We start from the raw sequence: 17,523 nt of genomic DNA, 5'->3' as shown, positions 1-17,523 counted from the left end.
CGCGAACCTTCGTCATCCACCCAACGCATGCACGGCGACGCGGCGGTGAGCGTGCTCGACCAGATCGGCGCCGCGGTCGCACGCGAGCTGGCGCTGCCCGACGTGGACACCTCGACGACGATCGTCGTGCGCGTGCTCGTCGCGGCGATCCTCGGCGGCATGGTGGGCTGGGAGCGCGAGCACAAGGGCCGCGCGGCGGGACTCAAGACCCACATCCTGGTGTCGATCGGCTCGGCGCTGTTCGTGCTCGCGCCGCTGCTGAGCGGCATCGAAGGCGGCGACGTGACGCGCGTGATGCAGGGCATCGTGTCCGGCATCGGGTTCCTCGGTGCCGGCGCGATCCTCAAGCTCGACAAGGGCGAACGCATCGAGGGCCTGACCACCGCGGCCGGCGTGTGGATGACCGCAGCGATCGGCATGGCCGCGGGCATGGGCCAGGAAATGGTCGCGCTCGCGACGACGGTGATGGCGTTGCTCGTCGTCAGTGCGCTGCCGAAGCTGCAGCGACCGAATCCGGAATCGCGGGACCGCATGCACCCGGACGATTGATCCATCGCGCTCCGGACTGAACGGTTCCCCTGCGCATTCGGGATTTCGCGACGGCGGTTTCATCTGCGGCCCCGCACGGTGGGTCTTCGAACCAAACGCAAGCGGAGATTCCCCAGATGAGCCACAAAGACGAAATCAAGGACGGCGGCCGCGATCTCAACCGCGACCCGATCACCAAAGCGCCGGGTGCGCATCCGATCGGTGTGGGCGTGGGCGGCGCCGCCGGCGGCGCGGCTGCTGGCGCTGCTGCGGGCACGGTGTTCGGACCGGTCGGCACCCTGATCGGTGCAGCGATCGGTGTCGTCGCCGGCGCAGCCGTCGGCAAGGGCGTCGCCGAGCGCATCGATCCGACCGGCGAAACCGAGTACTGGCGTGACGCGCACCGCGAACGCGACTACGTCAAGGCCGATCACGACTACGACCGCGACTACGCACCTGCCTACGGCCTCGGTCTGCAGGCCCGCGAAGCGGAGCGCACCCGTGACTGGGGCGAGTCGGAAGCGACGCTGCAGAAGGAGTGGGAATCGGCCCGCGGTGAATCGCGTCTGGGCTGGGAGGATGCGCGTCCCGCCGTCCGCGATGCATGGGATCGCACCGACCGCACCTACGATCTGTACGAGCGCAGCGATGCCTATTTCGCCGACGCGTTCGAGCGCGCGCCGTATCGCGACGCCGATGCCGAATACAGCCACTACCAGCCGGCCTATCGCTACGGCGCCTATGCGCGCACCCGTCATGCGGATCGCGCCTGGGACGATCGTCTGGCAGCCGAGCTTGAAAGCGACTGGACCAACCGTCGTGGCAATTCGCCGCTGGACTGGGATCGCGCGAAGGCCGCGGTGCAGGACGCGTACGTCTCGCACGAGCATTACGCCGGTGGCAGCTATCTCCGTGACAACAGCGGCCGTGATGACACCGACCGGTTCCGCGTCGGCTGAGTCCGCGGGTTGATGGGAAAACGAAAGGGCGCGCCGGTTGGCGCGCCCTTTCTGTTTCTGCGAAGCGCGTGCTCGTGATCCGTTGGTGCGCTGCGCGTTTTGACTGCACAGCGCGAATGGATCCCAGCGCACGCGGGGATCCATCTTGATCTTCGCGTCGTCCTACACGGAAACTGGCCGGCCGGCACGCGCGTGATGCAATGCACGTCCGCGTCGTCCTCAAGCGCTGCGACGACAGCACGACATTAACCTCAGCCGTTCCCGCCCAACTCCACCACCGGCTTGAACCCGCCATAGATCATCCGCTTGCCATCGAAGGGCATCGGGTTCTTCTCGGGATCCATGCGCGGATCGCTGCCGTCCATCATCTTGACGAACGCGGCATCGCGCGTGGCCTTGTCGGGCCACTCGACCCACGAGAACACCACGGTCTCATCGTCCTTGGCCTGTACCGCCTTGCGGAAGTCGGTGAGCGTGCCGTCGGGCACATCGTCGGCCCAGCATTCGAGGATGCGCGTGGCGCCCAGTTCCATGAAGAACGCATCGCCGCTGGTGGCGTGGTCGATGAACTTCTGCTTGTTGGCGGTGGGGACGGCGAGAACGAAACCATCGATGTAGGACATGGTGGAACTCCTGTCGATGCGCGGGTCGCGCGGGTGTACTGCGGCAGTCTGCTGCAGGCTTCATCGGGACGACGCGGTTGCGCCCCGGATTTCGACATCCTCACTGCAGCGTATTCAGCGAAGGCCGGGTCCGGATGCGCTCAGGGCGTGGATGGCGGGTCGAACGCGCCGAGGATCGGGCACGGGCCACGACCGCCCCGGCCGCAGCGGTGCGCCAGCGCGGCCAGCGCGTCGCGGGCCTGCTGCAGTTCGGCGATGCGGGCATCGAGGGCGGCGATGCGTTCGGTGGCCAGAGCGCGCACCCGGCTGCGATCGCGGGTCGCATCGAGCGCCAGCAGTTCGGCGATCCCGTCGAGGGTGAAGCCCGCGGCCTGCGCGCTGCGGATGAATCGCAGCCGGCGCAGGTCCGTCTCGCCGTAGCGGCGGATGCCCGCGCCGCGCGACGGTATGTCCAGCAGACCGCGGCGCTGATAGAAGCGGACCGTCTCGACGCCGACACCGCCTGCATCCGCCAATGCGGAAATCGTCATCGCGTCCACGCTTGACTCCGTACCCTGGTACGCACGGTATACAGGGCGGTATCCGGCGCCGGCAAGGCGTCGACCCGAGGAGTTTCCGATGACGACGTCCACCTCCCGCCCGCGCGCGGTGCTCCATCGCATGGTCATGCCCGGCCATGTCTGTCCGTTCGGCCTGAAGGCGCGGCATCTGCTGCGCAGCCACGGCTACGACGTCGAAGACCACTGGCTGGAAACGCGCGAGGCCACCGATGCGTTCAAGGCGACGCACGACGTCAAGACCACGCCGCAGGTCTTCATCGACGGCGTGCGCATCGGCGGCCACGACGACCTGCGCCGCTTCCTGGGCCTGAAGGTGCGCGATCCGAAGGCGACGACCTATCGACCGGTCGCCGCGCTGTTCGCGATGACGGCGTTGATGGCGCTCGCGCTGTCCTACGCGGTCTACGGCAGCGTGCTGACGGTACGCGCGGCCGAATGGTTCGTGGGCTTGAGCATGTGCGTGCTGGCGCTGCTGAAACTGCAGGACGTGCAGACCTTCTCCAGCATGTTCCTCAACTACGACCTGCTGGCGAAGCGCTGGGTGCCGTACGCGACGCTGTACCCCTTCGCCGAAGGACTCGCCGGCGTATTGATGGTGGCCGGCGCGCTGACCTGGTTCTCCGCGCCGCTGGCGCTGGTGATCGGCGGCATCGGTGCGGTCTCGGTGTTCAAGGCGGTCTACATCGAGAAGCGCACGCTCAAGTGCGCCTGCGTCGGGGGCGGCAGCAACGTGCCGCTGGGCTTCGTGTCGCTGACCGAGAACCTGATGATGGTCGCGATGGCGGTCTGGATGCTGCTCGCGCCACTGCTGTGGCCGGGCCTGCACGCGGCGATGTGAGCCGCGCGCAGGCGGGTCGCATCACTTCACTTCGAACTCGCCGACGAACACCGTCTCGCGCGCGTCCGACAACCGCAGCGTGATGCGCTGGTCCACCTGCGTCGCGGTGCCGAAGCCGGTGCTCAGCCAGAGCTGCAGCGTGGTCGCGCCGGTGACCAGTTGCTGGCGCTGGCCGAAGAAGTTCGCTTCCACACGGTATGTGCCGGGCTTGGCATCGCGCAGCGCAAATTCCTCGGGGCCGTAGCCGCGGGTGAAATCCGGTGACATGCGCGCGCCCTGGCGGGTCAGCCGATTGCCGTAGTAGGCCTTCTCGCCGTCGGGATCGGTGACCCACAGATCCATGTCGCTGTCATCACTGTCCCAGCTCAGCACCGCGCGCAGGGCCAGCGGCAGGTTGCGCAGCAGGCGCGGATCGATGGCCGAGGTATCGAGCGGCGCAGGCGCGGTTGCGACCAGCGCGTTGAGTTCGGCCAGCGCGGTCAGTTCGATCTCGGCGAAGCGGCCGTTCCAGTCGCCGTCGACGATCTCGGCCAGCAGATCGATCGCGCGCTGGCGGTTTCCGGTTGCCGCCTGCGCGAATGCGAGATCGCGCAGGCTCTGCGGTTCTTCCGGCCGCATCGCCAGCACGCGTTCGAGCACCGGCACGGCGAGGTCGTCGCGCTTTAGCTCGCGCAGGCGGTAGCCCAGCACGCGCAGCACATTCGGGTTGTCGAGATCCAGTTCCGCGAGGTTCGACAGCACGCGCAGGGCGAGGGCGGTCTCGCCGCGACGCTGCAGCACGTCCGCCGCATCCAGATAGAACGCGGTGCCCTGGACCTCGGCGTCGCGTGCATCGAGATAGCGCGCGTAGACCTCGCCATCGGGCGCCTCGCGCAGACGGCGGGCAAGCGGCGCGTCGGACTGCCAGGGGTTGAGGCGGATCGTCGCGGTCGACGGCGACGCAGCGACGGACGCATCCGCCGGCGCACGCGCACCGAGTACGAGCGGCGCCGGCGCGGATCGCATCGCCATCGGCGCCGCGGCGGCTTCGGCCATCATCATCATCGGCGCGGCGGCAGGGGCGGGTGCAGGCGGTGGCGGTGGCATCGGCAGCACGCGGCTGGACGCCTGCACCTCCTGCGCTGCGGCGATCTGCGGCGGCGCATCCTTCGGAAAGACGCGTTCCCACCACGCGATCCGATCGGCCCAGCCGCGCGCGACGGCATCGCGTCGTGTCTGCCGGTCGCGCGCCTGCGCGGCCGCGGTCTGCAGGCGTGCAGGGGCCACCGCTTCGGCGATGGCCGCCGGCGCCGCGATGTCGAAGCGCACGTAATCCTCGATGCGTTCGAGCACCAGCAGAGACGTGCCCGGGGTCACCAGTCCGAAGCGCTGCCCGAGTGCGGCGATGCGCTGGCGGTTGCGCTCGGGTTCTGCCTGCAATGCTGCGAGCTGGAAACGCGCCCACTGCAATGCCGCGAGTTCGCCCTGGGGCGTGCGCGCGGCATCGATCGACAGCGGGATGCGCTGCGTGCGGCCGCCGTTGCGCACCGCCAGGGTCAGGTCGGCGCGCGATGCATCGAGGCGCCCCGCGATGCGCACGACGCCGGGCATCGCCACGTTCGATTCGGCGACGAGATCACGCGCGCCGATGCCGTCGATGGCGACGAGAGCCGGTGCGTCGTGCAGCAGTGCGCGCGTCGCCGCGGGCAGTGCGCCGGCATCGCGCAGATCGATCGCGCGCCCATGGCGCGCCTGTGCCAGCGCCGCCAGCCGTGCGGCGTCGCCGTTGGCGGATTGCACGGTGTACAGACGCTGGCCTTCGGCGAACGCGGGGAACGCATCGGCCCCGTGGTTGAACAGGCCGTCGCCGAACAGCAGGAATTCGGGCGTGTCCGCTGCAGGGGTCCAGCCGCCAGCTGCGGTGGCGCCGTCGTACACCGTCGACTCCAGTTCCCGGCGCAGCGCCCGCCAGTCGCCTTCGCGCACCTGGAACCGCTGCGGCGTGTCCGCGACATCGCGCAGGCGCAACAGCTCGACCTCGATGTCGCCGGCCGCGCGGAAGTACGCATCCAGCAGCGCGAACTCCAGTGCGTGCGCACGCGTGCGGCCCGACATCGAACTGTCCCACAGCAGCGCGACGCGACGCGGCAGGGCGCGCGGTGCATCGGGCGCGTCCACCGGCACCTCGGCCACGAACCACGTCGCGCCGTCGCGACGCTGCAGCTGCACAGCAGGTCGGCGTTCGTAGGGCACCCGCAGCGTCGCGCTCCCGGCGTCCGGGATGTCCGCTGCGCGCAGCGTGGCGCGATATTCCGCGCCGGCCCGCGTCAGTGTGGCTGCGTCGACGAGGCCGGACAGTGCCGGTCGACCGGACGTCGCCAGCGTCAGCTCGATGTGGTCGATCTGGCGCGCGAAAGCGAGCGGCAGCGTCACTGCGTCCACACGCCCGTCGCGCTGCAGCGGTGCCAGCAGCACCAGCCGCACCTGGCGGGTGCTGCCGGGGGCGAACGGATAGACGCGCAGCCGGAACGCGTCACCCGCGGTCTGTTCGAGCAAGCCCGGATCGACACCCTCGCGGACGATGGTCTCGAAGACCTCGCGGCCGCGATCCTTCGGGACCGGCACCGCGTCGCGCATCGTGCCGTCGATGTCCAGCGCGAAGCCGACGATCTGCTGGCCTGGCGCGAGCGGGAACTGCAGATTGCTTTCGAGCACACGGCCGGTGGGATTGCGGAGCGTGAGGTCGATCGTCGTGCGCGCGACACCGGCGCCGGTGTCCACGCGCATCGACGCGGATTCGAGCCGCACCGGCGATTCGCCGGCATCGGCGACCAGCAACGGCGGTGCGATGAGGTCGGGCACACGCTGCGCCGTGGTCATCGTCGGCAGCAGTACGGTCAGGCAGAGCAGGGCACGGAGGCCGAAGCGGAGACGGGACATGGCGACATCCTTGGGCAGTACTGTCGTCAACGCACGTCGATCGCGAACGGGGTTGCGGCTGACGCGCACCGGCCTTCACGTGCCCATTCAGATTGATGGGCGACGATCGCGGCCTTCGAGAATCACCGGAGCATCTCCATGAGCGCACAGGGTTCGGCTGGCAACGTCATCGCCGCGATCTGCAGTTTCTTCGTCCCCGGACTCGGCCAACTGGTACAGGGCCGCATCCTGTCGGCCATCCTCTGGTTCGCCGCGGCGTGCATCGCGTTCGTGATCACCTGGCTGCTCACGGTGTCGTTGTTGCCGTTCGGCTGGTTCGTGGTCAGCATCTTCGCCTGCATCAACGCCGCGGTGTATCGCCGCTGAGACAGGACGGGCCGGCAGTGCCGGCCCATGTCTGCATGTGAACCCGGCGGGCCTTACTTCGGCTCGCCGTTTTCCACGCCGGTATCGCTGCGGACATCGTCCGCGAACGAGCGGCCCGTTGCATCGCGATCGCCCAGCTGATCGTCGAGTTCCGCATCCAGCAGATCGGCCTGGTCATCGAGTCCGATGTTGTCGATCGCGGACTGCGAGCGCGGATCGCGCAGCGGCGGATCGTCGGTCTCCGGCAGATCGTCGTGATCGCGCAGTGTCTTTTCGTCCAATGGGGCAGCCGGACGCGTGGGGTTGGACGTGCTCATGTGAGTCTCCTCGGGTGGAGCTGCAGCCTGCGCGCGCGAATGTCATGCCGCCGGCAAGCGGATGTAAACCCCGCGCGATGGCCGGTGCTCCCGACGCGCAGCTATAGTGCTGCGGACGGCTGCCGGACGCGGCCGATGTCGGGGAGGCGAGGTGGACGACGCGCAGGCGAAGGGACAGCGGATTCTCCGCACGGCGACGATCGCGGGATTCGCGCTCGCCGGTGCGCTGCTGGCGGCGTACGTGTCGTGGCAGGTCGTGATCCACATCGCCGAGCAGCGCCTCGGCGGCTACGCGACGATGCTGCTGGAGCGCGCACGGGAACTCCACGACGAGTCGCGCCAGACACTCGACACCTTCAACCGCCAGCCGCAGGCGCGCTGCACGGATCGCGAATTCGAGCAGATGCGCGAAGCGGTGTATCGCACCTACTTCGTCAAGGACATCGGCCGCGTCGAGAACGGGCAGCTGCGCTGCACGGCGAGTCTGTTCCGCCTGCCCGTGCCGATTGCCGTCGAACGGCCGCAACTGGTGACCCGCGACGGTCTGCAGGTCGCGACGATGGAACTGCAGCTGCTCGCCAGTGGCAGTCGCGCGCCGGTGCTGGCGCTGGGCGACACCCGGGTGATCCTCGATCCGCTGGCGTTCCGGCTTCGACCCGCGCCGGACATCGGTTTCACGATGGGCTACGTCGACGACGGTGATCGCTTCCTGCCGCTGTACGGCGCCGCCACGCAATTCGACGCGAGCACGCTGCGCGCCGGGCGGCCGCTCGATCGCGACGGCGTGCTCGTCTATCCGATGTGCGCGCGCGAGCACGCGGTCTGTGTCGCCAGCACGCTGTCGAGGGCTGCGCTGTCCGACAGCCAGTGGCCGCTGCTGCTGGTGTGCACGGTGCTCGGTGCGGGCGCGGGTGCAGCGGTCGGACTGGCGCTGCTGCTGGCGCATCTGCGCCGGCATTCGCTCGAAGGCCGCCTGCTGCGCGCGATCGATCAGGACGCACTCGACGTCGAATACCAGCCGGTCGTGCGGATCTCCGATGGCGCCCTGGTCGGCGCCGAAGCGCTGGTGCGCTGGCGCGACCACGACGGCCGCATAGTCTCGCCGGTGCGCTTCATCCCGGTCGCCGAGGAGAACGGCAGCATCGGCCGCATCACCCAGCTCGTGCTGCGCCGCGTGGCCGCCGACTTCGGCGACGTACTGGCCGCGCCGGGCGAATTCCGCATCAACGTCAACATCTCGGCCGCGGATCTCGACAACAGCCGCTTCCACGCCGGCATGGCGCAGATACTCGACACCGCCGGCATCGCACACGACCGCATCGGCATCGAACTCACCGAACACTCCACCACCGCCCGCGACATCGCCGTGTCGGGCACGAAGCGACTGCGCGAACTTGGTCACCACGTCTACATCGACGACTTTGGCACCGGCTATTCCAGCCTCGCGTATCTGGCCGAACTCGACGTGCACGCACTGAAGATCGACCGCTCGTTCACCCGCACCATCGATACCGATGCGGTGAAGGTCAGCCTGGTCCCGCAGATCATCGACCTCGCCCGCACGCTCGGCCTGCAGGTCGTCATCGAAGGTGTCGAAACCGAAGCACAGCGCGACTGGCTGCGCGCGGTCGATTACCCGCTGTACGCACAGGGCTGGCTGTTCGGCCGGCCGGTGCCGGCGGCGGAGCTGCGTGCATTGCTGGAAGCGCAGACGCGCTGAGCCACATGCACGGACGCGCGCATCGCGCTCGCACCGAACTTGCAACAAAGGTCATGAGACCCCGATTACCAAGCTGCCAAAGCCGGTGGCTCCACGACTGCGGTGCTTTTCCGTGGTGCCCGCATCAGCTCAACGGGATACAAAAAACACGGCCCCTTTCGGGGCCGTGTTTGTAACGCATGTGCGGTTCCAGGATCAGAAACGCTGGGTGTAGCGCATGTAAAGGAAACGACCGATGTCGAAGCCGCCGTAGTACGACGTGTTCGAGCTCGGCTGCGTGTACATGACCGGGCCTACCTTATCGAACACGTTGTTCGCGCCGATCGAGATCGTTGCATCCCACGGTGCATTATAGCGGATCTGCACATCGTTGAACGTGACCGAGCCCGTCCGCTTGCGACGGCTGATGGAGCTCGTGGTGCCGGTCAGGTTGCCCGTGGGTGCGATCACGATCTCATTGCACTCCAGATTCGGCTCGGTCGAACCGGAAATCACGTAGGTGCAGTTTTCCTTCATCGACGAGTAGAAGCGTGCACCCCAGGTCACGCCGAAATCACCCATGTCCCAACTTACGCCCGTGTTGGAGCGGATGCGGAACTGGCTGGTGAAGCCGACGCCGGACAGTGCGAGACGCGGATCGTTGGTGCTGACGAAGTAGTCCTTGGCGGTATACGTGCTGTTGGACGTGAACGCGAAGTTGCCGTAGTCGGTGCCCCAACGGTAGGACACATCGAAGTCGAAACCTTCAGCCTTGCGGAAACCAGCGTTGCGGTTGCCGTATTGCATGAAGTTGATGTAGCCCAGAGCGGCATCACGTGTGAACAGCTGCGGCGAGCACCGGCTGGTGATGCCGTTGATGTAGCAGTCGTTGAGGATCGTGGTCGGCGCGTCCTGCACGATGGTCTCGGAGATGCGGATCTTCCACCAGTCGAGTGCCACGTTCAGACCCTCCACGAACGACGGGCTCCACACCGCACCGATGGTCTGCGACGTCGAGACTTCAGGTGTCAGCAGGGGATTGGCACCCTGGGTGAAGGCGACGGGAGTCTGCGAGTTCGCGGTATTGACCGGGTTGAAGCCCTGTCCGAGCTGGCGATACGTATTACCGAGCGCGCCCAGTGCCGCCACGCAGTTCGCGCGTGTGGTCGGATTGCTCGCAGAGCTGCCGAAGTTGGTGTCGCAGGGATCGGTAAACGATGCGAAAGTCTGCGAGCCGCCGCCGAAGAGATTGGCGATGGTGGGTGCGCGGAATCCATCGGCGATGGTGCCGCGGAGCAACAGCGAATCGATCGGCTTCCACTTGATGCCAAGCTTGTTGTTGGTGGTATCGCCGAAGGTATCGTAGTCGGAGTAACGACTGGCCAGGCTCACCGTCAGCTCCTGCGCGAACGGAATGTCCGCCAGCACCGGCACCTCGACTTCTGCGTAGACCTCGTTGACGCGATAGCTGCCACCGGTCGGGCCCGACGCGAGGTTGGTGGATTCGCCGGTCACCGCAAGTGCGTCGGGGATGAACGTACCGCTCTCCTTGCGCGACTCGACGCCCACTGCGAAGCCGAGGTCACCAGCTGGCAACGTGAACACCGACCCGGCGATGTTCGCGTTGAACACCTCGGTCTTGGTCTCGCCGGTCGCGTGTTCTTCCTGGAAGAGGTAATCCCGAAGTGCCTTGTTGTTGGTCAGACCGCCCGGACCTTCGACCCCGAATGGCAGGAAAGGATTGAACGGCACGCAGCCCGCGATCACCGTTGCCGCCGTGGTGCCGGCGGCCGGGGTTCCGCAGACCACCTGGCCTTGTGCATTGACGTAGGACGGGCCAACGGCCAGACGGGTGCGCGTCAGGTTCAGATTGCCGTAGGAGGACTGCAGGGAGTTGCTCTTCGAGAACTGATAGCCTGCGTCCCAGTCGAAGAAACGATCGCCGACCTCGAAGCTGCCTTCGAGCGCCGTCGAGAAACGATAGGTGGTCTGCTCGGCGCGGCTGACGCGTGGCACTTCCCAGGTACGACGCCACCAGTTGCTGATCGTCGCACCGGTGGGGTTGAAATAGCTCTGCGCGGACATCGGGGTCCCGAACGACGCCGCCTGCATCGGATAGCCGGCAACCGTACGCTGCGAATCACGATAGCTGTACAGGAAGTTGCTGCGGAGGCGGATGGTGTCGGTCAGATCGTAGTTGGTGTCGACGAAGAGGCCGCGACGCTCGATCGGCGTGCGCAGGTCGGTCTGTTCGTTCGTGTTCGACTTGTGCAGGGTGGAACCCGGCGTGCATCCTGCTGCAGTGCAGCCGCCGACATTCTGATTCTGCGGGATGTAATCCGCCCTGACGCGTGGATTGCCGCCTTCACGCAAGACGACCCGGGTGCCGACAGGAAGATTGACTCCAGGGCGGCTGGGGTCCGGCACGGTGGTCCCTGCAGTCGTGACGAAGCCACCGAACTGGCCAACGGTCGTCCAAGCGTCCGTCGGATGCAGATCCGAGCGCGGGAACGCGCTGTAGGGACGATCGCTTGCCGCGACCTCGTCTTCCTTGCCCCACTCGGCCGCGATGGTGACCGAACCCCGGTCGCCCGAGAAGCCCATCACGAAGTCACCCTTGGTGATCGCGCCGTCGCCTTCACCGTACTGGCCGTAGTACGCGGACGCAGATGCGCCCTCGTAGTTCGTGCGGGTAATGATGTTGACGACGCCGCCGATCGCGTCGGAGCCGTAGATCGAGGATGCGCCATCCTTCAGCACCTCGATGCGCTCGACCGCGACTGCTGGAATCGCCGAGATGTCGGCAAGACCGCCCGTGGTGATCGGCATGCGACGGCCGTTGACCAGCACCAGGGTGCGCTCGGCGCCGAGGTTGCGGAGGCTGATGTAGGTGCCACCTGCAGCTTCACCGGCCGACAGTGGCGACGCGCGGCTGATCGGCGGTGCGCCTGCAGCGGAGATGTTCTGAAGAATATCGGCAACCGACTGGAAGCCCTGACGCTCGATCGCCGCGCGATCGATCAGGAGCACCGGCTGTGCGGTCTCGGTGTCGACCTGGCGAATGCGCGAACCGGTGACCTGGATGCGGTCAAGGTTCGTGGCTCCCTCGGTGGTGTTGCTGGTGGCAGGCACGCCCTGAGCGTGCGCGACGCTCACGAGTCCACTGCCGACTACGAGTGCGAACGAAATCGCATCACGCAACTTGGTCGTCTTAAAAGCCATCTCTCTACTCTCCCCAATAGATCCGTTTGAAAAATCCCCAGAGCGCTCTGTCCGACCGATGAGCCCATCGAGCGGACGGCGCTTTCGGATCCTATACGCCGTTAAAAAATAATAAAACTAGCGTTACGAAAATTTTTTGACGCGCAGCCGGTAAGCGAGTCGCCAGCAATTGCAAAGTATTGATTTGAAAGGAGATGGCCTGTTACACGAACGAGCGCGCTTGCAGCTGAACGGAGGTCGGGCGCTTGCTGCAAGGAGAATTCCTACACCGCAGCGCGCCATAGTCGCCCGCGATCGGGGGCAATTCTCACGGGGGCGACGCCAGTCAAGCCCGCTGCCGGCATGTGTGAAAAACCGCGCAGAGTGGTTTGGGCCAACGGACGAGGTTCGCTGCGCTTACGCAGAACGGAGCCAGGAGCCTTGCATATCGGCTCCTCGACACTGCGGCCGGTCACGCGGGCCGAAAGAGATCACGCATTAGACGACGATACGAGCGTATCCAGCGCCCGCGCACTGACTCAGGCAGCGCGATTGCGCTCGAGCGCGCGGCGTGCGCGCGGGGCCACCAGATCGTCGCTGGCGCGCCAGGCGGCCTGGACTTCGGCGCGCACGTCGTGCCAGGCGCGGAGGCGGCCGTCGAATTCCCACATGCGGCGCAGCACGGGCTCGATGTCTTCCCACGGACGTTCGGGATAGGACGCACGGCCGTTGCGGCCGAGCGAGATCACGAGGGTGCGGTCCGAGTCGTGCTTCATGCGGAGGTACTGCCGGTTGGGAGCGCGCAGGCTACGGTCCGCTTCGTCTCGTTTCCGTGAACCCGACATTCGATTTCGATGACAACGCACGTACGTTCAGCGACGGCTGCGGCGTGTCGCGGACGCGCGAAATCTGCGAGGGATTGCGACTGCGCGGAAGCGCGCAGTCATGCAACCGCGTTGCTGCATTGCAACTCAGAACAATGGCTTGATGATCTGGATGGTGCCCCACAGAGAGACCACCCAGATCGCGCTGCGCAGGTACGGGATGCCGATGGCATACACCGGCAGATAGGCAACGCGCGCCCAGACATAGACCTGTGCGCCGAGTGCGGTGCCGGCATCGGCGCGGCCTGCGAAGACGACCGCCAGCACTGCGGCGGCGAACAGCGGAAATGTTTCGAGGAAGTTGCGACTGGCGGCCGCAGTACGCACCGCGGCGCCGGTCAACGGCGGGATGTCCGCGCCATCCCGATTGCTGGCGTTCCAGCGCACGCCGCGCTGTGCCGTCGCGAACGCGGCGGCCACGCCGATGTGGACGAGGCCGAGGACGATCGCCCAGCCGAGCATCTGCAGTTCGATCGTCATCGTCCGGTCTCCTTGCGTGGTGTCAGCCGGCGACCGCCTTGGCGATCGCCTCGTTGAACGCCGGAATGTCGTCCGGCTTGCGGCTGGTGATGAGGTTGCCGTCGACGACGACTTCCGAATCTTCCCAGTGTGCGCCGGCGTTGACGAGGTCGGTCTTCACCGATGGCCACGAGGTGACCTTGCGGCCCTTCGCCAGGCCGCTTTCGACCAGCAGCCACGGGCCGTGACAGATCGCCGCGACCGGCTTGCCGGCATCGCCGAACGCGCGCACGAAAGCCACCGCATCCTTGTCGGCACGCAGCACGTCGGGGTTCATCTGGCCGCCGGGCAGCACCAGGGCGTCGTAGCTGCCGGGGTCGGCTTTGGACAGCGCGACGTCGACATCGACGCCGCGGCCCCAGTCCTTCTTGTCCCAGCCCTTGATCGAGCCGGCGTCGCCGGGCGAGACGACGTCGACATGCGCGCCGGCGTCCTTGAGCGCCTGAAGCGGCTTTTCGAGCTCGGACTGTTCGAAACCGTCGGTGGCGAGGATGGCGATCTTCTTGCCGTCGAGATTCTGCATCGGGATATCTCCGGGGGAGTGGAGCAACCGATGCTGGGCGACGCGAAGTCCCCCGGCCGTGAAGCAGCCGTTTGCCGCGTATGCGCCTGCAGTCTCGCCGGGTGAGACGCGCGGCGGCCACGCTTGCGCCCCGTCATCGAACGCGCCGGAGCAGGCAGTGAACGCGATCCTCAAACCTGTCCAGGCACTGGCGACCACGGGCGATGCCGTCTCCGGCAGCGCGCTGGCCACGAAGCTGGCGGCGAAGTATCCCGGTCGCGTGACCGGCACGCTGCTGCTGCCGGGACAGGCCGGCGACTACGCGCCCTTGCCCGACGATGTGCCCGAAGCCCTGGCGCGCGCGTTGCGCAGCCGCGGCATCGACAGGCTGTATCGCCATCAGGCGGAAGCCTGGAAGGCGACCCAGGCGGGCCGCCATCTCGTGGTCGCGACGCCGACCGCCTCGGGCAAATCGCTGTGCTACACGCTGCCGGTGCTGTCGGCGGCGATCACCGCGCGCAGCAAGGCGCTGTACCTGTTCCCGACCAAGGCGCTGGCGCAGGACCAGGTGGCGGAACTTCTGGAGCTCAACGCGGCCGGCGAACTCGGCCTGCGCGCAGCGACCTTCGACGGCGACACACCCGGCGACGCACGCCAGGCGATCCGCATCAACGGCGACATCGTGGTCAGCAATCCCGACATGCTGCACCAGGCGATCCTGCCGCATCACACCAAGTGGGCGCAGTTCTTCGAGAATCTGCGCTATGTGGTGATCGACGAGATCCATACCTATCGCGGCGTGTTCGGCTCGCACGTCGCCAATGTCATCCGCCGGCTCAAGCGTGTCTGTGCGTTCTACGGCGTGACCCCGCAGTTCATCCTGTGCTCGGCGACGATCGGCAATGCGCGCGAGCACGGCCGCGCGCTGGTGGAGGTGGACGATGCGGCGCTGGAATCGATCCTCGAATCCGGTGCACCGCGCGGCGACAAACATGTGCTGCTGTGGAATCCGCCGGTGATCAATCCCGATCTCGGTCTACGCGCATCCGCGCGTTCGCAATCCAACCGCATCGCGCGCACGGCGATCCGCGCCGGGCTCAAGACGCTGGTGTTCTGCCAGACGCGGTTGATGGTCGAGGTGCTGACCAAGTACCTCAAGGAAGTCTTCGACCATGACCCGCGCAAGCCCAAGCGCATCCGCGCCTACCGGGGCGGCTATCTGCCGACCGAGCGCCGCGCAGCCGAGCGCGAAATGCGCGCGGGCAATATCGACGGCATCGTCAGCACCTCGGCGCTGGAGCTCGGCGTCGACATCGGCAGTCTCGATGTCGTGGTGCTCAACGGCTATCCGGGCAGCATTTCGGCGACGTGGCAGCGTTTCGGCCGCGCCGGGCGCCGGCAGCAGCCGTCGGTCGGCGTGCTGGTCGCGAGTTCCGAACCGATGGACCAGTACGTGGTGCGGCATCCGGAGTTCTTCGCCGACGCCAATCCCGAGCACGCGCGCATCGAGCCTGACCAGCCGCTGATCCTGCTCGACCACATCCGCTGCGCCGCGTTCGAACTGCCGTTCGTCGATGGCGACATGTTCGGACCGGTCGCGCCCTTGCCGTGGCTCGAGGTGCTGGCCGAATCCGGCGTGCTGCACCACGAGGGTGATCGCTGGGAGTGGATCGCCGACAGCTATCCGGCGCAGGCGGTGAACCTGCGCTCGGTCGCCGACGGCAACTTCGTCGTCGTCGACCGCACCGATGGCCGGCAGACGATCATCGCCGAGGTCGACTACTCGGCCGCGGCGCTCACGCTGTACGAAGGCGCGATCCACATGATCCAGTCGGAGCCCTTCCAGGTCGAACGCCTCGACTGGGAAGGCCGCAAGGCCTACGTCACGCGGACGAACGTGGACTACTACACCGACGCGATCGACTACACGAAGCTGAAAGTTCTGGACGATGAGGAGCAGGCCGACGCGGGGCAGGGCAGTGCGCACCTCGGCGAGGTGCACGTGGTGCGCCGCGTGTCGGGCTACAAGAAGATCCGCTTCCACACCCACGAGAACATCGGCTACGGACCGGTCAACCTGCCCGACCAGGAACTGCATACGAGTGCGGTGTGGTGGCAGCTGCCGCAGCAGGCACTGGATCGCGCATTCGATGCACGCCACGAAGCGCTCGATGGCTTCCTCGGTGCGTCGTATGCGCTGCATCTGGTCGCGCAGGTCGCGGTGATGGCCGAGAGCCGCGATCTGCAGAAGGCGGTGGGCAGCGGCGATGGCACCTGGTTCGCGACCGCCGACCAGCGCGGTCGCGGCCAGTTACGCGATGGCGATGGCGCAGCGCTGGACTTCGAAGGCATCGGCCGGTTCACGCCGACGCTGTATCTCTACGACAACTACCCGGGCGGTGTGGGGCTGTCGTCGCCGTTGTACGAGCGGCGCGACGAACTGCTGGCGCAGGCGGCGGCGCTGGTCGCGTCCTGCAGCTGCCGCGCAGGCTGCCCGGCCTGTGTCGGGCCGATCCTCGCCTCGGAAGAAGATGCCGAACGCACGCCGCGCCATCTGGCGGCGCGCGTGATCGAACTGCTCGTCCAAGCGCTACAGCTGCCGGCATGAGTGCACTCGCCAAACGCCTCGGCCTGTTGCGCAGTCAAGCCGGCACCGCCTTGCCGTCGGTGACCCCGACGCCACCGATGCCGACCACCGCGCCGCGCGCGCAGTGGCCGCGCGCCGACGGCGCGCGCTCGCCGGAACAGGTCGTCGCGCAGCTGCGCAAGCTGATGAAGCTGCGCGTGCCGACGCCGGTCGCGCGCCCGACCGGACCGATCGATCGCGCGCTGCCCGGCGAGGAGATCGCGCCCGGCCTGCGCTATCTCGAACAGACCGCGCCGTGGCCACACCACGATGCCGAACTCGCGCTCTACGACATCCGCCACGAGCCGGCGCAACGTTCGGATCTGCTGGCCTTCGACACCGAGACCACCGGACTCGCCGGCGGTACCGGCACGCGTGCCTTCATGATCGGCGCCGCCGATTTCATCGATGGACGCATGCGCATCCGCCAGCTGTGCATCACCACGCTCGGCGGCGAGCGCGAGATGCTGAAGACGTTTTCGAAATGGCTGCGGCCGTCGACTGTGCTCGTCAGCTACAACGGCCGCAGCTACGACCGGCCGCTGCTGACCACGCGCTATCGCCTAGCGCGGCTGCGCGATCCGCTGATCGAACTGCGTCATGTCGATCTGCTGCATCCGGTGCGGCGTCGCTATCGCGGCGTCTGGGCGAACTGCAAGCTGGCGACGGTCGAGCGCGAACTGCTCGGCGTATTGCGCGAGGACGATCTGCCCGGCAGCGAAGCGCCTGCCGCGTGGCTGGATTACCTGCGCGGCGGCAGCGCGGACAAGCTGCGGCGTGTGGGCCTGCACAACGCGCAGGACCTGCGCAGCCTGTTCGGCGTGCTGGAGGCAATGCGCGACGAGGCCGTCGTCGATACGGTGGTCGTGCGCGACGATGTGGACCCTGCAATGGCAGATACCGACTTCGACTGAGCCGGATGGCACGTGCCGGCGAAGCGATACCGTCGCACGCCCACGCTCCATCGCGTCGCATCGCGTTC

At 67.1% G+C, this 17,523-nt stretch carries 15 protein-coding genes; 7 read left to right on the top strand and 8 right to left on the bottom strand.

What is annotated here, in order from left to right:
- Positions 1-27 precede the first annotated feature (27 nt).
- Both AC3A5T_RS13880 and AC3A5T_RS13875 read left to right on the top strand, forming a co-directional pair.
- Positions 28-549 (top strand): MgtC/SapB family protein, encoded by a 522-nt coding sequence (locus tag AC3A5T_RS13880; protein ID WP_487629074.1) that lies wholly within the window; start codon positions 28-30, stop codon positions 547-549.
- A 116-nt stretch (positions 550-665) separates the two neighbouring features.
- Entirely contained in the window at positions 666-1,487 is an 822-nt protein-coding gene (locus AC3A5T_RS13875) for a hypothetical protein (RefSeq protein ID WP_487629073.1), read from the top strand.
- Between the two features lie 251 nt (positions 1,488-1,738).
- Here AC3A5T_RS13875 and AC3A5T_RS13870 read toward each other — a convergent pair whose 3' ends face one another.
- Together AC3A5T_RS13870 and AC3A5T_RS13865 are read right to left on the bottom strand one after the other, a co-directional pair.
- On the bottom strand, positions 1,739-2,110 hold the full coding sequence (locus AC3A5T_RS13870) for a DUF1428 domain-containing protein (RefSeq protein ID WP_487629072.1): 372 nt from the start codon (positions 2,108-2,110) through the stop codon (positions 1,739-1,741).
- A 140-nt stretch (positions 2,111-2,250) separates the two neighbouring features.
- A complete protein-coding gene (locus AC3A5T_RS13865; protein ID WP_487629145.1) occupies positions 2,251-2,640 on the bottom strand; it encodes a MerR family transcriptional regulator in 390 nt (129 codons plus the stop codon).
- A gap of 88 nt (positions 2,641-2,728) precedes the next feature.
- On the opposite strand from AC3A5T_RS13865, the gene AC3A5T_RS13860 reads away from it, so the two are divergent.
- The gene (locus AC3A5T_RS13860; RefSeq protein ID WP_487629071.1) at positions 2,729-3,508 is read left to right on the top strand and encodes a MauE/DoxX family redox-associated membrane protein; all 780 of its coding nucleotides are present in this window, start codon (positions 2,729-2,731) and stop codon (positions 3,506-3,508) included.
- 21 nt (positions 3,509-3,529) lie between these two features.
- On the opposite strand, the gene AC3A5T_RS13855 is transcribed toward AC3A5T_RS13860, so the two are convergent.
- Entirely contained in the window at positions 3,530-6,427 is a 2,898-nt protein-coding gene (locus AC3A5T_RS13855) for a DUF2135 domain-containing protein (RefSeq protein WP_487629070.1), read from the bottom strand.
- Positions 6,428-6,565: 138 nt separating this feature from the next.
- On the opposite strand from AC3A5T_RS13855, the gene AC3A5T_RS13850 reads away from it, so the two are divergent.
- Positions 6,566-6,793 carry a hypothetical protein gene (locus AC3A5T_RS13850; RefSeq protein WP_232148123.1) on the top strand — a complete coding sequence of 76 codons (228 nt, stop codon included), beginning with the start codon at positions 6,566-6,568 and terminating at the stop codon, positions 6,791-6,793.
- 53 nt (positions 6,794-6,846) lie between these two features.
- Here the strand turns inward: AC3A5T_RS13850 and AC3A5T_RS13845 are convergent, their stop codons facing one another.
- Positions 6,847-7,110: a hypothetical protein gene (locus tag AC3A5T_RS13845; RefSeq protein ID WP_487629069.1), complete on the bottom strand. Its 264-nt coding sequence runs from the start codon at positions 7,108-7,110 to the stop codon at positions 6,847-6,849.
- A gap of 151 nt (positions 7,111-7,261) precedes the next feature.
- On the opposite strand from AC3A5T_RS13845, the gene AC3A5T_RS13840 reads away from it, so the two are divergent.
- Entirely contained in the window at positions 7,262-8,830 is a 1,569-nt protein-coding gene (locus AC3A5T_RS13840) for an EAL domain-containing protein (RefSeq protein WP_487629068.1), read from the top strand.
- Between the two features lie 195 nt (positions 8,831-9,025).
- Here the strand turns inward: AC3A5T_RS13840 and AC3A5T_RS13835 are convergent, their stop codons facing one another.
- The 4 genes from AC3A5T_RS13835 to AC3A5T_RS13820 form a co-directional block, all read right to left on the bottom strand.
- On the bottom strand, positions 9,026-12,031 hold the full coding sequence (locus tag AC3A5T_RS13835; protein WP_487629067.1) for a TonB-dependent receptor plug domain-containing protein: 3,006 nt from the start codon (positions 12,029-12,031) through the stop codon (positions 9,026-9,028).
- A gap of 518 nt (positions 12,032-12,549) precedes the next feature.
- A complete protein-coding gene (locus AC3A5T_RS13830; RefSeq protein WP_487629066.1) occupies positions 12,550-12,786 on the bottom strand; it encodes a hypothetical protein in 237 nt (78 codons plus the stop codon).
- Positions 12,787-12,981: 195 nt separating this feature from the next.
- Positions 12,982-13,374 (bottom strand): MAPEG family protein, encoded by a 393-nt coding sequence (locus tag AC3A5T_RS13825; RefSeq protein ID WP_487629065.1) that lies wholly within the window; start codon positions 13,372-13,374, stop codon positions 12,982-12,984.
- Positions 13,375-13,396: 22 nt separating this feature from the next.
- Positions 13,397-13,936, bottom strand: coding sequence for a type 1 glutamine amidotransferase domain-containing protein (locus tag AC3A5T_RS13820; RefSeq protein ID WP_487629064.1), 540 nt, complete (start codon positions 13,934-13,936; stop codon positions 13,397-13,399).
- A 157-nt stretch (positions 13,937-14,093) separates the two neighbouring features.
- On the opposite strand from AC3A5T_RS13820, the gene AC3A5T_RS13815 reads away from it, so the two are divergent.
- Complete coding sequence (locus AC3A5T_RS13815) at positions 14,094-16,523, top strand: DEAD/DEAH box helicase (RefSeq protein WP_487629063.1); 2,430 nt, start codon at positions 14,094-14,096, stop codon at positions 16,521-16,523.
- Entirely contained in the window at positions 16,520-17,455 is a 936-nt protein-coding gene (locus tag AC3A5T_RS13810; protein ID WP_487629062.1) for a ribonuclease H-like domain-containing protein, read from the top strand. The genes AC3A5T_RS13815 and AC3A5T_RS13810 overlap by 4 nt, the downstream gene beginning before the upstream one ends.
- The last annotated feature ends 68 nt before the right edge of the window (positions 17,456-17,523 follow it).

This window comes from Luteimonas sp. Soil_C_16 (assembly GCF_057657295.1).
Note: the sequence above shows the minus strand (reverse complement) of the source record. Positions and strands in the feature narration are given on the sequence as shown.

Coding starts and splice junctions, on each gene's coding strand:
- AC3A5T_RS13880 (WP_487629074.1), top strand. CDS start 28: ATGCACGGCGACGCGGCGGTGAGCGTGCTCGACCAGATCGGCGCCGCG.
- AC3A5T_RS13875 (WP_487629073.1), top strand. CDS start 666: ATGAGCCACAAAGACGAAATCAAGGACGGCGGCCGCGATCTCAACCGC.
- AC3A5T_RS13870 (WP_487629072.1), bottom strand. CDS start 2,110: ATGTCCTACATCGATGGTTTCGTTCTCGCCGTCCCCACCGCCAACAAG.
- AC3A5T_RS13865 (WP_487629145.1), bottom strand. CDS start 2,640: ATGACGATTTCCGCATTGGCGGATGCAGGCGGTGTCGGCGTCGAGACG.
- AC3A5T_RS13860 (WP_487629071.1), top strand. CDS start 2,729: ATGACGACGTCCACCTCCCGCCCGCGCGCGGTGCTCCATCGCATGGTC.
- AC3A5T_RS13855 (WP_487629070.1), bottom strand. CDS start 6,427: ATGTCCCGTCTCCGCTTCGGCCTCCGTGCCCTGCTCTGCCTGACCGTA.
- AC3A5T_RS13850 (WP_232148123.1), top strand. CDS start 6,566: ATGAGCGCACAGGGTTCGGCTGGCAACGTCATCGCCGCGATCTGCAGT.
- AC3A5T_RS13845 (WP_487629069.1), bottom strand. CDS start 7,110: ATGAGCACGTCCAACCCCACGCGTCCGGCTGCCCCATTGGACGAAAAG.
- AC3A5T_RS13835 (WP_487629067.1), bottom strand. CDS start 12,031: ATGGCTTTTAAGACGACCAAGTTGCGTGATGCGATTTCGTTCGCACTC.
- AC3A5T_RS13830 (WP_487629066.1), bottom strand. CDS start 12,786: ATGAAGCACGACTCGGACCGCACCCTCGTGATCTCGCTCGGCCGCAAC.
- AC3A5T_RS13825 (WP_487629065.1), bottom strand. CDS start 13,374: ATGACGATCGAACTGCAGATGCTCGGCTGGGCGATCGTCCTCGGCCTC.
- AC3A5T_RS13820 (WP_487629064.1), bottom strand. CDS start 13,936: ATGCAGAATCTCGACGGCAAGAAGATCGCCATCCTCGCCACCGACGGT.
- AC3A5T_RS13810 (WP_487629062.1), top strand. CDS start 16,520: ATGAGTGCACTCGCCAAACGCCTCGGCCTGTTGCGCAGTCAAGCCGGC.